This window comes from Rhodobacter capsulatus SB 1003, assembly GCF_000021865.1.
In the GTDB taxonomy this organism is placed as follows: Bacteria; Pseudomonadota; Alphaproteobacteria; order Rhodobacterales; family Rhodobacteraceae; genus Rhodobacter; species Rhodobacter capsulatus_B.
In genome coordinates this window covers 262,217-276,746 of sequence record NC_014034.1, presented here as the reverse complement: position 1 = coordinate 276,746, position 14,530 = coordinate 262,217, and the positions used below count along the sequence as shown (strand labels likewise).

The window sequence follows — 14,530 nt, the reverse complement described above, 5'->3', positions numbered from 1 at the left end:
GCCCCCCCGGCGGCTTTTCGCGCATGAAAGGATGGATTGGATGGCAGCGGCGGCATTGATCGAGATCTGGCGCGGGGATTTGCCGGAAAGCCTGCACAGCGGCCATGCGGTCGTTTACGGGCCACAGGGCGTGGAAAGGGTGTGGGGGGATGCGGGGGCGGTGGTCTTTCCGCGCTCGTCTTGCAAGATGGTGCAGGCGCTGCCGCTGCTCGAAAGCGGGGCGGCAAAGGCCGCCGGGCTGGGGCTTCGGGAACTGGCGCTGTCTTGCGCCAGCCATTCCGGGGCGGCGCTGCATGTGGGGGCGGTGAGCGCCTGGCTGACGGGTCTGGGCCTCGGCGAGGCCGATCTGCGCTGCGGCACGCATCTGCCCTTTGACAAGGCAGAGGCGACGCGGCTGAGCGGTTCGGGGGAAAGCCCCTGTCAGCTGCACAACAATTGCTCGGGCAAGCATGCCGGGTTCCTGACGCTGAACCGGCATCTGAAGGGTGGGCCCGACTATGTCGAGATCGACCATCCGGTGCAGCTTGCCGCCCGCGCGGCCTTTGAGGAGGTGACGGGCGAGACGGCGGCGGGCTGGGGGATCGACGGCTGTTCGGCGCCGAATTTCGCCTGCACGCTGGAGGGGCTGGCACGGGCGATGCACTTCTTTGCCGCCGCCCGGCCCGAGGGCGGCCTGCGCGCGGGCGCCGCGGCGCAGCTGGTGCAGGCGATGACGACCTTTCCGGAGTTGGTGGCGGGGGAAAACCGCGCCTGCACGAAGCTGATGCGGGCGATGGGCGGCAAGGTCGCGGTAAAGACCGGGGCCGAGGGGGTTTTCGTCGCGATCCTGCCGGAGCAGGGCCGCGGCGTGGCGCTGAAGATCACCGATGGCGCCACGCGGGCCTCGGAAGCGGCGATCACCGCGCTTTTGGTGCATCTGGGCGCGCTGGCCCCGGATCATCCGGTAGTGGCGGAGCTGGTGCCGCCGGTCAGCCGGAACTGGCGCGGGCTGGCCACGGGCGGCATGCGGCTGGCCTCGGGGTTTTGCTGAGGAGCCAACCTCGGTCCGGGCGGATCAGGAAAGGCACTGCCTTTCCCCGCCCGAAAGCGGGAGGGCGCAACCGGGACCGGCAGCCCCAGGCGCAACAAAGGCCGGCGCCCGTCCCGGCGGGCGAGAAGCGCCCGCCGGGAGCGGGGCGGGCGCTGGCCGAGGGCCTTTGGGCCCTCGGCGGTCACGGGGCTGATGTCCGGCATGGCCTCGGCGATGGCCGAGGCCAAGACAAGCCGCCTCAGATCATCTGCCAGATCAGCCGCACCGCCAGCGCGGTCGAGGTCACGACCAGCAGCGGCTTGATCAGCCGCGCCCCCTTTTTCATCGCCAGCCTTGCCCCCAGACTGGCGCCAGCGACCTGCGCCAGGCCCATCGCGATCCCGGTCACCCACCAGGGCGCCCCGATCGCGGCAAAGGCCACCAGCCCGCCCAGATTCGAGGCGAAATTCAGAAGTTTCGTATGCGCCGTGGCCTTCAGCACGCCATAGCCCGCCAGCATCACGAAGCCGATCATGTAGAACGCCCCCGCGCCGGGCCCGATCAGCCCGTCGTAAAACCCGATCAGCGGCACGACAAAGGCGGCAAAGGCCGCGGGCCGGATCCGCTCGGCGCGGTCGGTGTCGTCAAGCCCCTTGCGCAAGGCGAAAAAGGCCGCGATCGCGATCAGGATGAAGGGCAGCACCCGCCGCAACGCCTCGGTCGGCAGCACCGAGACCAGAAACGCCCCCGCCAGCCCCGACAGAAACGCAAGCGACGCCGCCCCCAGCTGCGCGCGCAGATTGACCTGCCCCTTGGCCGCATAGGTCAAGGCCGCGGTGGCCGCGCCGAAAGCGCCCTGCACCTTGTTCGTCGAAAACGCCTGCAACGGCGTCGCCCCGGCCAGCAGCAGCACCGGCAGGGTGATCAGCCCGCCGCCCCCCGCGATCGCATCGACAAACCCGGCCACAAAGGCCGCGCCGATCAGCGACAGGGCCAGATCAAGGGAAACTTCGAACATGGATCCTCCGGGGCAGAGATCCCTCTTCCGCCAGCGCCCGCACAAAGTAAAGCCGCTTGTCCCGCCCGGGCGCCGCCGCTAGGGTCACCCGCCAGACCGACGGGCCCGCCGCCCGAAGCCGGAGACCGCCATGCCCTATCCTCGCCTTGCCCCCTATCTGGCCCCTGCCCGCGCCCGTGCGGAATGGCTGCGCAGCCTGATCGGCCTTGTGCTGATCGCGGCCTTCTACTGGGTGGCGGTGATGGGGGGGCTGGCGCTGGTGCAGGCGCTGGCGGGCAATGTCGTTCTGACCGCGGTGATGCTGGAACTGGACCGCGGCGGCACTGCGGTCGGGCTGGTGCTGGTGCTGACCACCTTCCTGCCGCTTGCGCTTGGCGTTCTCATGGTGACGCGCTTCCTGCACCGGCGCAGCCTCTCCAGCCTGCTCGGCCCCGGGGCGGGGCGCGATTTCCTGCGGGTGTTTCCGCCCCTGCTCGCCCTGGTGGGGCTGGTCGCCGCCACTTCGGCCTTTGATCCGAACCTTGGCAAATCGACGCCCCTGCCGGTGCTGCTGTCCTGGCTGCCGATCGCGCTGCCGCTGCTTTTCGTGCAGATCGCCGCCGAGGAACTGCTGTTTCGCGGCTATCTGCTGCAGCAGATCGGCGCGCGGATCCGCCATCCGCTGGCCTGGATGGTGCTGCCCGCGGCGCTCTTTGGCGCCTTGCATTACGCGCCCGGCCAGAACGGCGCGACGGCGATCTTCTTCGCGCTCTGGGCGATGCTGTTTGGCTGCCTTGCCGCCGATCTGACCGCAAGGGCGGGCAACCTCGGCCCGGCGCTGGCGCTGCATTTCGCCAACAACATCTCGGCGGTGCTGCTGATCGGGCTTTATGGCCAGCTCGACGGGCTGGCGCTTTACACGCTGGTGCTGAACACCCGCGACCTTGCCACGATGGCGCCTTATCTGGCGCTTGACGCGCTGGCGATCGTGGCGTTCTGGCTGGCGGTCCGCCTGCGGCTGCGGCGCTGATTGCATTTGCCCGCGCGCGGGCTTATCTGAGCGCAAGCTTGCAAAGCGACGTCGCGGAAACCAAGGGGCCCCCCGATGAACTGGATCTCGAACTACGTCCGACCGAAGATCAACTCGCTGTTCTCGCGCCGCGAGATGCCCGAGAACCTGTGGACGAAATGCCCCGAATGCGGAACGATGCTGTTCCACCGCGAGGTGACGGACAATCTGAACGTCTGCACCAATTGCGATCACCACATGGCGATCACGCCGCGGGACCGCTTCGAGGCGCTTTTCGACCTTGGCGCCTTCACCGAGGTGAAGGTCCCCGAGCCGATCGCCGATCCGCTGCATTTCCGCGACCAGAAGAAATATCCCGACCGGATGAAGGCGGCGCAGAAATCGACCGGCGAAAAAGAGGCGATGCTGGTCGTCGAAGGCGAGGTGGGCAAGACCCGCATCGTCGCCGTCGGGCAGGATTTCTCCTTCATGGGCGGTTCGATGGGGATGTATGTCGGCAATGCGATCCTCGCCGCCGCCCAGCGCGCGATCGAGCTGCATTGCCCGATGGTGCTGTTTTCCGCCGCAGGCGGGGCGCGGATGCAGGAGGGCATTCTCAGCCTGATGCAGATGCCGCGCTCGACCGTCGCCGTGCAGATGCTGAAAGATGCCGGGCTGCCTTACGTGGTGGTGCTGACCCATCCGACGACGGGCGGCGTGACGGCGTCTTATGCGATGCTGGGCGATGTGCAGATCGCCGAGCCGAATTCGCTCATCTGCTTTGCGGGCCCGCGCGTGATCGAACAGACGATCCGCGAAACCCTGCCCGAGGGCTTCCAGCGCGCCGAATATCTGCTCGATCACGGCATGCTCGACCGCGTCACGCATCGCAAGAAACTGCGCGAGGAGCTGATCGTGATCCTGCGCATGATGATGCGCCTGCCGCCGCCGATCTGGGGCGAGCTGCCGCCCCCCGGTCCCGCGCCGACCGAGGCCGCCCCGCCCGCAGACCAACCTGCGGCGGAATAACCTTTATCTTGCTCTCAATATCCCGGGGGCCGGGGCATTGCCCCGGCGGGGCAGCGCCCCCGGCCTTTGCCTGAGAGGAGCCCAGCATGCCGCAACCCTCCGATGAAATCTTGGCGCGGCTGATGGGGCTGCACCCGAAGATCATCGATCTGACGCTCGACCGGGTGCATCGGCTGCTGGCCGCGCTCGATCACCCCGAAACCCGCCTGCCGCCGGTGATCCATGTCGCGGGCACGAATGGCAAGGGCTCGACCCAGGCGATGATCCGCGCCGGGCTCGAGGCCTCGGGCAAGACGGTCCATGCCTATACATCGCCGCATCTGGCGCGGTTTCACGAACGCATCCGGCTGGCGGGCACGCTGATTTCCGAACCTGCGCTTTCGGCGCTGCTTGACGACTGCGACGCGGCGAATGGCGGGCAGCCGATCACCTTCTTCGAAATCACCACCGTCGCGGCCTTTCTGGCCTTTGCCCGCACGCCCGCCGATTTCACCCTGCTGGAAGTCGGCCTTGGCGGGCGGCTGGACGCGACGAACGTGATTGCGAAACCGGCGCTGACGATCATCACGCCCGTCTCGATCGACCATCAGCAATATCTGGGCGAGACCCTGCCCGAGATCGCGGGCGAAAAGGCGGGCATCCTGAAACGGGCCGTGCCCTGCGTGGTCGGGCCGCAGCAGCCGGACGGGCTTGCCGTGATCGAGGAAAAAGCCGCGCGGCTGGGCGTGCCCCTCTTTGTCCACGGCCAGCACTGGCACGCTTTCGAAGACCGCGGGCGGCTGATCTATCAGGACGAGACCGGGCTTCTGGATCTGCCTTTGCCGAACCTTCCCGGGCCGCATCAGATCGAAAACGCAGGCGCCGCGATTGCCGCGCTGCGGGTGCTCGGCTTTGACGATCTGGCCTGCGAAGCGGCGGTAACGAAAGCCGACTGGCCCGCACGGATGCAACGCCTGCGGCAGGGGCCGCTCGCGCAAAGCGCGCCGGGGGTCGAGCTGTGGCTGGATGGCGGCCACAATCCGGCCGGGGGCGAAGCTGTGGCGGCGACGCTGTCGCGGATGGTGCAACGCCCGACGCATCTGATTTGCGGCATGCTCAACACCAAGGACATCGCGGGCTATCTGCGCCCGCTCGCCGCGCAGGCGCAAAGCCTGACCGCCGTTTCGATCCCGAACGAGGTCAACACGCTCCCCAGCACGGCCACGGCCGAGGCCGCCCGCAAGGCGGGCTTCGCGCAGGTCACCGAGGCCGGATCGGTCACGCAAGCCCTTGATCAGATTGCGCAACAAGACCCGCAGGCGCGGGTGCTGATCTGCGGCTCGCTGTATCTGGCAGGCCAGGTCCTGCGCGAGAACGGCTGAAATCTGCGCATTTCTGCGGGGATTCCTGTGCGACCTCGTGCCTAGGCGCACAGGCGCCCTTTGCCTATCTTTCCTGCAATGGAAAGGAGGCCTGCGATGGTGCTTGAATTCGGCCTTGATACTTTTGGCGACATCACCGCCGATGCGATCGGGCCCCGCTCGGGCGCGCAGGTGATCCGCGACACGCTGGCCGAGGCGGTTCTGGCCGATCAGGTCGGGCTGGATTACATCGGTCTGGGCGAACACCACCGCCCGGATTTCGCGATCTCGGCAATGGAGCCGCTTTTGGGGGCGATCCTTGCCTCGACCGAACGGATCCATGCCGGGACCTCGGTCACGGTGCTGTCCTCGGACGATCCGATCCGGGTGTTTCAGCGCCTTGCGACGCTGGATGCGCTGGCGCCGGGACGGGCGGAGCTGACGATCGGGCGGGGATCCTTCACCGAAAGCTTCCCGCTGTTCGGCTTTGACCTGAACGATTACGAGACGCTCTTCACCGAAAAGGCGCAGCTTTTGCAAAGCCTTGTGGCGCAGGAGAAGATCAGCTTTCAAGGCAGCCACCGCCCGGCCCTGAAGGGCGTGACGGTCTATCCGCGCCCGGAACGGCCGCTGCAGGTCTGGCGCGGGGTCGGCGGCAGCCCCGACTCGGTGCTGGAGGCGGCGGCGATGGACATGCCCCTGGTCATGGCGATCATCGGCGGCAATCCGGCCCGATTCACCCCGATGGCCGATCTTTACCGCCACACCCGCGCGCGGATGGGGGCACAGATGCTGCCGCTGTCGGTGCATTCGCCGGGCCATGTCGCGGCGACCGATGACGAGGCGAAGGAACGCTATTTCCCGGCCTATGCCACGATGCACGATCTGATCGGGCGTTCGCGCGGCTGGCCGCGTTTCACCAAGGCGGCCTTCGAGGCGGAAATCGCCCATGGCTCGCTTTATGTCGGCAGCCCGGAGACGGTGGCGAAGAAGATCGCGACCACGGTCAAGGCGCTGGGGCTGGACCGGTTCACGCTGAAATACTCGGCCGGGCCGCAAAACCCCGCGCATCTGCGCGATGCGATCGCGCTTTACGGCAGCAAGGTCGCGCCGATGGTGCGGGACATGCTGGCCTAAGCGTGTTTCGGGCGGAAAAGGAAAGGCACCGCCTTTCCCCGCCCGTATCGCCACGGCTGCCGCAAGACCGTTTCCCCAAGCGCAACAGAGGCCTGCGCTCCGCCCCGGCGGCGCGACAGCGCCCGCCGATGGCGGGGCGGGCGCAGGCCGAGGGCCTTTGGGCCCTCGCCGGTCACGGGGCCATTGTCGCGCGTGACCTCGGCGATGGCCTCGGTCAAAGCACCCGAAGCCGCTGCTTACCGATTTTCCTGCGACCAGTCGGCCGACTGCATCTCCCGCAGCCGCGAGGCCGTGCGGGCGAATTCGAAACTGCCCTCGCCCTCGTTGTAAAGCCGCTCGGGCACATCGGCGGCGGAACAGATCAGCCGCACCTTGCCCTCATAAAGCGCGTCGATCAGCGTCACGAAGCGCTTCGCCTCGTTGAAGTTCGACGCGGACAGATGCGGAATGTCATCGATCATCAGCACCCGCAGCGCCCCGGCGATCGCCAGATAATCGGCCGGGCCCAGCATCGCGCCGCACAGATCCCAGAACCGCGCCCGCCCGACACCGTTGTGATACTGCGGGATCACCACCGACCGCCCCTTGACCTCGATGCGCAGCTTCGTCGTGCCGTCATGCCCGGTCAGCTCGTTCCAGAGCGCATCCATCTTCTTGTGGGCCGCCGTCCCCGCAGGCGCAAAATAGACCTCCGCCCCCGCCAGCCGATGCAGCCGGTAATCGGTTTCCGACACGATTTCATGCACTTCCAGCCGCGAGGACAGGATTTCGATGAAGGGCAGGAACAGCTGCCGGTTCAAGCCGTTCTTGTAAAGATCGACCGGCGGCCGGTTCGAGGTCGTCACCACCGTCACGCCGCGCTTGAACATCTCGTCGAACAGACGGCCCACGATCATCGCATCGGCAATGTCGGTGATCTGCATTTCGTCGAAACACAAAAGCCGGACCGCGGCCGCGATTTCCGCCGCGACGGGCTGGATCGGGTCTTCCTCCCTGGCGCGGCGATGGCCGTCGATCTTGCCCTGCACCTCCTGCATGAAGGCGTGAAAATGCACCCGGCGCTTGGGCACCGCCACCGCCTCGCCGAACAGATCCATCAGCATCGACTTGCCGCGCCCGACACCGCCCCAGAGGTACAGCCCCCGGATCGGCTCGGGGGGCTTGGCGAAAAGACCGAACAGGCCCGGCTTCTTCACCGGCGCCTCCAGCTCGGCCCGGACGCGGTCCAGCAGCGGCAACACCGCCCGTTGCGCCGCATCGGCGCGCAGGGTTCCCGCCGCGACGCGGCCATCGTAGATCTGGGTCAGACTTCTGTGCATGGGGCCTGATTAGCGGCTTCAAACCGGATTGAAAAGCGCGCGCGACCGGCGCAGCCTGTGTCGGCACGGACAACCACAGGGATCGGCGATGACAAAAGAGTTACCCGTTCTGGGCGCAGCCCTCAGCCTCGACATGATCGCGCTGCACCGCGACTGGCTGTTCGAAAAAGACCGCCCCATCGAGATTCAAAGCTTCTGCTGGCCGACCACCCATGACGGCGACACGCCCGAGCTGGTGGCGCAGGCAAAGCAGCTGCTTGACGGCCACCGCGGGCGGCGCGGGGTGCACGGGCCCTTCATGTCCTTCCGCATCGATTGCGCCGATCCCGAGATCACCCCGGTGATCCGGCACCGCCTGCTGCGGGCGCTGGAAATCTGCGCCGATCTGGCCGCCGATCAGATGGTGGTGCATTCGCCCTACGGGCTTTGGACCGAGGCGGAGATCGCGACATCTTCGGTGGCGGCGGCGATTTCCTTCGAGCGGGTGCGCTTCGTGATGGGGCCGGTGATCGAACGCGCCGAGCGGCTGGGGGTCGAGCTGGTGCTGGAAAATGTCGAGGATACCGATCCGGGGCTGCGGGCGCGGCTGGCCGAGGCCTTGGGCAGTCCGGCGGTGAAGCTGTCGCTCGATACCGGCCATGCGCAGATGATGCACCACCGCTGCGGGGCGCCGCCGGTCGATGCCTTTGCGCTGGCGGGCGGGGCGGCGCTGCGCCATGTGCATCTGCAGGATGTCGACGGCTTCGCCGACCGGCACTGGCACCCGGGGGAGGGCAACGTGCCCTGGAAGGCGGTCTTTGCCGCGCTGCACCGGCTGCCGCAGATGCCGCGGCTGCTGCTTGAGGTCGCCGATCCGCGCGGGCTGCGGCAGGGGGCGGATCACCTGATCGGGCTTGGGCTTGCGCAGTAATTGCCCCCCGGCCCCCGCATCCGCGCTTGAGAGGCGGCGGGGCTTCGCATAGTCTTCCGGCACACCTTTTCCGACAGGATGGCCCATGAGCAAACCTTCCCCCCAACGCCTGCATCTCGTTTTCGGCGGCGAACTTGTCTCCGCCTCGCGCAGCGAATTCAAGGATGTGAACGCCATCCATATCGTCGGCATCTATCCGAACTATGCCACGGCCTATTCCGCCTGGAAGGCCGAGGCGCAGCGCACCGTGGATGATGCGCATATGCGCTATTTCATCGCCCACCTGCACCGGCTGCGCGACGAGGAAACCCCGGCCTCGGCGACCGAGGAGCTGGGCAGCTGAGAGCCTGAGCCCGATGCTGGGATCGCTTGCCCGCTGGTGGCGCGGAGAGACCGGGCCCGAGGCTGCGGCGCCCCCCCCGTCCGAGGCTCCGGGGCCGCTGATCTGGATGCAGGTCAGCCCCGAGGCCGCCAGCGCAGGGCTGGACGGCGTGCGGCAGGTTCTGGCGCGTCTTGACCGGCTGCGCCCCGGGATGCGGGTGATGCTGGCGCTGCCGCCGGGACCGGAGCAGGCGCTGCCCGACACCGTCGAAGCCGCCGTGCCGCCCGAAGACAGCCTGGCCGCGGCGCGGGATCTGCTGGACCGGGTCAGGCCGGGGCTGGTGGTTCTGTTCGGCAATGACCTGCCGGGCGCGCTGATCACCGCGGCCGACCGGGCGGGGATTGCGGTGATGATGGTCGATGTCTTCCTGCCGCCGCCTGCCCGCCGTCTGGGCCGGTTCGGGCAACGCGGGTTGTTGCGCCGGATCCGCCGGATCGTCGTGCGCGACCAGGCCTCGTTCGGGCTGCTGGAACGCCAGGGGCTGGACCCGGCACAGATCGATGTCGGCGGCGCCCTCGGCCTGCCGCCGAAGCCTTTGCGCTGTTCCGAGGCGGAACGGGCCTCGATGGCCAGCCTGACGCATACCCGGCCGGTCTGGCTGGCCGCCGCGGTGCCGGCCGCGGAAATCGACGCCGTGCTGGCGGCGCAGGCGCATGCGCAGCACCACGCGCATCGGATGCTGCTGATCCTGGCGCCCGACCAGCCCGACGACGCGCTGGAACTGGGCGACCGGCTGACCGATGCGGGCTGGGCGGTGGCGAGCCGCTCGCTCGAAGGCGAGCCCGATGCCGAGACCGAGATCTTTCTGGCCGATGATCCGGCCGAATACGGGCTTTGGTATCGCATCGCCCCGGTCAGCTACATGGGCGGCACGCTGATCGGGGCGGCCAGTCAGGGGCGTTCGCCCTTTGAACCGGCCTCGCTGGGCTCGGCGGTGGTGCACGGGCCGCAGACCGCCCCTTTCGCCGCCGATTATGCAAGGCTCGACGAAGCCCGGGCGGCGCGGTCGATCCATGACGACACCTCGCTTGGCGAGGCCATCGCCGATCTGATGTCCCCCGACCGCGCCGCGGTTCTGGCGCATAACGCCTGGGCGGTGACCTCGGGCGGGGCGGCGGCGGCCGAGGCCATCGTGCGGGCGATCTTGCGGGAATTCGACGCCGCCCGCGCAGAAAGGACAAGTTGATGCAGGCCCCCGGTTTCTGGTTCACCGATCCCGCCCGCCCGGCGCTGCGGGCGCGGCTGCTTGGCCCGCTCGGGCGGGTCTATGCCGCGGCCACCCGGTTGCGGGTGGCGAAAGGCGGGCTGCGCCTGCCGGTGCCGGTGATTTCGGTGGGCAACATCAATGCGGGTGGCACCGGCAAGACGCCCACGGTGATCGCGCTGGCGCAGCTTCTGGCGAGCCGCGGGCTCGCGGCGCATGTGGTCAGCCGCGGCCATGGCGGCAACCTGACCGGGCCGGTCCGGGTCGAGGAAATGCGCCACCGTGCCGCCGAAGTGGGCGACGAGCCCCTGCTGCTTTCGGCCTTCACGCCGACCTGGGTCGCGCGGGATCGGGCGGCGGGCGCCCGGGCGGCGGTGGCGGCCGGGGCGAAGCTGATCCTGCTTGATGACGGGCATCAGAACCCGGCACTGCAAAAGGATCTCTCGATCGTCGTCGTCGATGCGGCCAAGGGCTTCGGCAACGGGCTTTGCCTGCCCGCGGGGCCGCTGCGCGAGCCGGTGGCCGAGGGCCTGGCCCGGGCCGATCTGGCGCTTTCGATCGGGCCGGTCCCGGCGCAGGAAAGCTTCGCCGCGCGCTGGGGGGCGCAAATTCCGGTGCCGCATCTGCGCGGGCAGCTGGTGCCCCTGCCCACCGGCATGGATTGGGAAGGCCAGCGGGTGCTGGCTTTCGCGGGCATCGGCCATCCGGAGAAATTCTTCGCCACCCTGCGCGGCCTTGGCGCCGAGGTGGTGCGGGCCGAGGCGCTGGACGATCATCAGCCCTTCTCGGCGCAGCTGCTGACCCGGCTGGAAACCGAAGCGCTGTTTCTGGATGCCCAGCTGGTGACGACGGAAAAGGACGCCGCCCGGCTGCCGGTTTCGTTCCGGCCGAAGGTGCTGGCGCTGCCGGTGCGGCTGGTCTTCGAAGACGCCGCACCGCTTCTCAAGGCCTTGGAAAACCTCGGGCTTTAGCCGCCCAGCTTGGCATCCAAGATCTTCTTCAGCTCGGCATAGCCCATGTTGTCATGCTTCTCGCCGTTGATCACCAGCGTCGGCGTGCCCTCGATCGCATCGGCCGAGGCGTTCTTCTGATAGGTCATCACCATCGCTTCGGCGCGGGCGGTGTCGTTCAAACAGGTCTCGATCTGATCCTTGGTCAGACCGGCCTTGATGCCGATCTTGCGCAGGTTCTCGGCGATCACCGGCTCGGTCCCGTCGCCGATCCAGGATTTCTGTTCGGAAAACAGCATCCCGGCGATGCCGTAATATTTCAGATCGCCGCCGCATTGCGCCACCTGCCCGGCCCAAAGCCCGAACTTGTCGAAATAGACCTCGCGCAGGATGAAGCGGACCTTGCCGGTGTCGATGTAATCGCGCTTGAGCGCGCCAAAGACCGTTTCATGGAACCTTGCGCAATGCGAACAGGTGAAGGAGGCATATTCGATCAGCGTCACCGGCGCATCCGCGCGGCCCAGGGCCACGTCGGGCAGGATGGTGCCCCCCGGGGCCGCCTCGGCCGGGGTGGCGATCAGCGTCTCGGCCGGGGCCTGCCGCAGCACGGCATAGCCGCCGCCCGCAGCCGCCACCACGGCGCCACCGGCGAGGCCAAGCAAAAGGGAACGTCGGTTCATGGGTCAGCCTTTCTCAGCTCGTCCCGCCGTCTGGCGGGTTTCATCAGGATGTTGCGGGCAAGGTCTTCCAGCGCCGCCCGCAGCCCGGCATCGGCCAGGCCCTCGGTCGCCGCCTGCGCGCGGGCGCAGACCTCGGGGGTGGGGGCCGCGGGCGCCTTTTTCGGTGCCGGGGCAAAGGCCGCCTGCCCCTCGGCAAAGCCGGTGGCGGCGGTCTGGGTGATCAGGATGCGGGAAATCGCGTTGTAGCCGTAGCAGGCATTGACCCTGGCGCGGATCTTTTCGCGGCTCATGTCGATCATCGGCGCCATCGGCCCCTCGACCAGAAGCGTCAGGCTGGCGCCGATCCCCTCGCGGCCGTAGCCGATCTTGACCGGGCGGGCATGGGCGGCGATCTCGGGGCCGACGACCTCGGCCCAATGCGTGACCAGCCGGGCAATGGCGAAACCGCGCGATTCGCCCGCGGTGCGGATGCGCTCCTTGACCAGACCGGCCGCCGCTTCAAAGCCGCGCATCCGGCGCAGCTTGTTCGGCGCCGCGGGGCGCTCGTTCGGCGCGTGGTGGTGATCGTCGTTCATCCCTGTCCTTCCCGGAACCTAGCCCTATTCTAGGCAGGCGACGGGGCAAAGCCAGAGGAATGGGGCGGGGGGCCATAAAGATTGCGTGACGGAAACGAGGCGGCGGCGGGGGCGGCGCTGCTTTCCTGGTATGATGCCCAGGCGCGGGTGATGCCCTGGCGGGTGGGTCCCGCCGACCGCGCGGCAGGGGTGCGGCCCGATCCCTATCACGTCTGGCTTTCCGAGGTGATGCTGCAGCAGACGACGGTCGCCGCGGTGAGGGATTACTTCCGCCGTTTCACCGCGCGCTGGCCCGGCGTGGCCGATCTGGCGGCGGCGGAGGATGGCGCGGTGATGGCGGAATGGGCGGGGCTTGGCTATTACGCCCGCGCCCGCAACTTGCTGAAATGCGCCCGGGCCGTGGCGGCGGCGGGCGGGCGGTTTCCCGAAACCGCCGAGGGTCTGCGCGCCCTGCCCGGCATCGGCCCCTATACGGCGGCGGCGGTGGCGGCGATCGCCTTTGACGAACCGGCCGTGGTGGTCGATGGCAATGTCGAACGGGTGGTGGCGCGGCTTTGGGCCGTCGAAACCCCGATGCCCGCGGCGAAACCCGCGCTGATCGACAGGGCCGGGCGGCTGACGCCCCGGCGGCGTCCGGGCGATCATGCGCAGGCGATGATGGATCTGGGCGCCACGATCTGCACCCCGCGCAATCCGGCCTGCGCGCTCTGCCCGGTCAGTGATTTCTGCGCCGCAAAGGCGCAGGGCATCGCCGCAGAGCTGCCGCGCAAGACGCCGAAGCCCGAGAAACCGACCCGGTTCGGTCTGGCCTATGTTGCGTTCGCCCCCGATGGCGGGGTGCTGCTGGAACGCCGCCCGGACAAGGGGCTTCTGGGCGGGATGCTGGGCTTTCCCGGCTCGGACTGGGCCGAAACCGCCCCCGCCCCCTGCCCGCCCCTTGCCGCCGACTGGACCCCGCTTTCGCATGAGGTCCGCCACACCTTCACCCATTTCCACCTGCGGCTGCGGGTCTTCGTCGCCCAGACCGAGGGAGAGGGCTTCACGCCGAAATCCGAATTTTCCCCCGCCGCCCTGCCCACGGTGATGCGCAAGGTCTGGGATCTGGCAGAAGCGGGGGCTCTGCCCCGCCGGGGCGATGCCCCGGCCCCCCGGGATATTTGAAGCAAGATAAAGGGATGCAGATTTCTTCTTGGCGCAAATACGCCCTTGCCGCCTATGTCACCACGCGCAAGGTCAGATTGATCCGCCCGCCCTGCGGCAAGAGCGTCGATGTCCCGGGCGCGATCCGGTCGATGCCGTGGTAGAGCAGCCGCGCGGCACCGCCCATCACCAGCACATCGCCCGAGCGCAGCCAGAGGCTTTGCGTCGCCCCGCCCCGCGTTTCATTGCCGATGCGGAACAGCCCGTCATCGCCGAGCGAAATCGACACCACGGGCTGGGCAAAATCCGCCTCGTCGCGGTCCTGATGCAGGCCCATCCGCGCCTTTTCGGCATAGAAATTCACCAGACAGCATTCCGGGCTGCGATCAGACCCCGACACAGCCCGCCAGATGCCCAGAACGCTTTCCGGAATCGGCGGCCAGGCCCCGCCCGAGGGGTGCGTTTCGCTGTAGCGATAGCCGCGCCGATCACTCACCCAGCCGAACCGCCCGGCCGAGGTCATCCGCACCGACATCGGCCGCCCGTAGGGCGTCATCGGCGAGAAGAGCGGCGCGGCGGCGACCACCGCGCGCAGGTCCTCGACCAGCGCCGCCTGTTCGGTGGACACCAGCCAGCCGGGGTAATGCCGGAAGCCGCGGATTTCCTGCGGATCCGGGCGTTTTTGCACCGATTTGGCGGATTGTGGCATTTGTCGCAAACTCCCGCGCGTCAGTTCTTGCAGGGCTATTTTCCCCTCCTTATATACGCCGGGAAGCCGGAGCAGGCCACCTGCGCCGGACCGTCTGGAAACCTTGGGATAGGGGCCGGGGGCCTGATGGGACCCGCCCC

Annotated in this window: 15 protein-coding genes; 10 read left to right on the top strand and 5 right to left on the bottom strand. The window is 68.3% G+C overall.

Going from position 1 to position 14,530, the window contains the following annotated elements; all coding sequences use genetic code 11:
• The first annotated feature begins 40 nt into the window (after positions 1-40).
• The gene (locus RCAP_RS01235; RefSeq protein ID WP_013065986.1) at positions 41-1,030 is read left to right on the top strand and encodes an asparaginase; all 990 of its coding nucleotides are present in this window, start codon (positions 41-43) and stop codon (positions 1,028-1,030) included.
• Positions 1,031-1,268: 238 nt separating this feature from the next.
• Here RCAP_RS01235 and RCAP_RS01230 read toward each other — a convergent pair whose 3' ends face one another.
• Entirely contained in the window at positions 1,269-2,027 is a 759-nt protein-coding gene (locus RCAP_RS01230) for a TSUP family transporter (RefSeq protein WP_013065985.1), read from the bottom strand.
• A gap of 130 nt (positions 2,028-2,157) precedes the next feature.
• On the opposite strand from RCAP_RS01230, the gene RCAP_RS01225 reads away from it, so the two are divergent.
• From RCAP_RS01225 to RCAP_RS01210, 4 genes are all read left to right on the top strand, one after another.
• The gene (locus RCAP_RS01225) at positions 2,158-3,036 is read left to right on the top strand and encodes a CPBP family intramembrane glutamic endopeptidase (protein WP_013065984.1); all 879 of its coding nucleotides are present in this window, start codon (positions 2,158-2,160) and stop codon (positions 3,034-3,036) included.
• Positions 3,037-3,111: 75 nt separating this feature from the next.
• On the top strand, positions 3,112-4,044 hold the full coding sequence (accD, locus tag RCAP_RS01220; protein ID WP_013065983.1) for an acetyl-CoA carboxylase, carboxyltransferase subunit beta: 933 nt from the start codon (positions 3,112-3,114) through the stop codon (positions 4,042-4,044).
• Between the two features lie 86 nt (positions 4,045-4,130).
• A complete protein-coding gene (locus tag RCAP_RS01215; protein ID WP_013065982.1) occupies positions 4,131-5,405 on the top strand; it encodes a bifunctional folylpolyglutamate synthase/dihydrofolate synthase in 1,275 nt (424 codons plus the stop codon).
• A 96-nt stretch (positions 5,406-5,501) separates the two neighbouring features.
• On the top strand, positions 5,502-6,521 hold the full coding sequence (locus RCAP_RS01210; protein WP_013065981.1) for an LLM class flavin-dependent oxidoreductase: 1,020 nt from the start codon (positions 5,502-5,504) through the stop codon (positions 6,519-6,521).
• Positions 6,522-6,757: 236 nt separating this feature from the next.
• On the opposite strand, the gene zapE is transcribed toward RCAP_RS01210, so the two are convergent.
• Complete coding sequence (gene zapE, locus RCAP_RS01205; protein ID WP_013065980.1) at positions 6,758-7,840, bottom strand: cell division protein ZapE; 1,083 nt, start codon at positions 7,838-7,840, stop codon at positions 6,758-6,760.
• 88 nt (positions 7,841-7,928) lie between these two features.
• Between zapE and RCAP_RS01200 the strand changes: the two genes are divergently transcribed.
• The 4 genes from RCAP_RS01200 to lpxK all read left to right on the top strand — a co-directional run bounded on the left by RCAP_RS01200 (position 7,929) and on the right by lpxK (position 11,307).
• Positions 7,929-8,750 (top strand): sugar phosphate isomerase/epimerase family protein, encoded by an 822-nt coding sequence (locus RCAP_RS01200; protein WP_013065979.1) that lies wholly within the window; start codon positions 7,929-7,931, stop codon positions 8,748-8,750.
• Between the two features lie 85 nt (positions 8,751-8,835).
• The gene (locus tag RCAP_RS01195; protein ID WP_013065978.1) at positions 8,836-9,093 is read left to right on the top strand and encodes a DUF4170 domain-containing protein; all 258 of its coding nucleotides are present in this window, start codon (positions 8,836-8,838) and stop codon (positions 9,091-9,093) included.
• Between the two features lie 13 nt (positions 9,094-9,106).
• Positions 9,107-10,318 carry a 3-deoxy-D-manno-octulosonic acid transferase gene (locus tag RCAP_RS18240; RefSeq protein ID WP_013065977.1) on the top strand — a complete coding sequence of 404 codons (1,212 nt, stop codon included), beginning with the start codon at positions 9,107-9,109 and terminating at the stop codon, positions 10,316-10,318.
• A complete protein-coding gene (gene lpxK / locus RCAP_RS01185; protein ID WP_013065976.1) occupies positions 10,318-11,307 on the top strand; it encodes a tetraacyldisaccharide 4'-kinase in 990 nt (329 codons plus the stop codon). Before RCAP_RS18240 ends, lpxK begins: the two co-directional genes overlap by 1 nt.
• Here the strand turns inward: lpxK and RCAP_RS01180 are convergent.
• Both RCAP_RS01180 and RCAP_RS01175 read right to left on the bottom strand, forming a co-directional pair.
• Complete coding sequence (locus RCAP_RS01180) at positions 11,304-11,966, bottom strand: DsbA family protein (protein ID WP_013065975.1); 663 nt, start codon at positions 11,964-11,966, stop codon at positions 11,304-11,306. The two genes, lpxK and RCAP_RS01180, sit on opposite strands and share 4 nt — an antisense overlap.
• Positions 11,963-12,541, bottom strand: coding sequence for a DUF721 domain-containing protein (locus RCAP_RS01175; protein WP_013065974.1), 579 nt, complete (start codon positions 12,539-12,541; stop codon positions 11,963-11,965). Before RCAP_RS01175 ends, RCAP_RS01180 begins: the two co-directional genes overlap by 4 nt.
• 81 nt (positions 12,542-12,622) lie before the next feature.
• Here RCAP_RS01175 and mutY point away from each other — a divergent pair, with 81 nt between their 5' ends.
• Positions 12,623-13,702: an A/G-specific adenine glycosylase gene (gene mutY / locus RCAP_RS01170; RefSeq protein ID WP_013065973.1), complete on the top strand. Its 1,080-nt coding sequence runs from the start codon at positions 12,623-12,625 to the stop codon at positions 13,700-13,702.
• A gap of 52 nt (positions 13,703-13,754) precedes the next feature.
• Here mutY and RCAP_RS01165 read toward each other — a convergent pair whose 3' ends face one another.
• The gene (locus tag RCAP_RS01165) at positions 13,755-14,390 is read right to left on the bottom strand and encodes an alpha-ketoglutarate-dependent dioxygenase AlkB family protein (protein ID WP_013065972.1); all 636 of its coding nucleotides are present in this window, start codon (positions 14,388-14,390) and stop codon (positions 13,755-13,757) included.
• Positions 14,391-14,530: the final 140 nt, after the last annotated feature.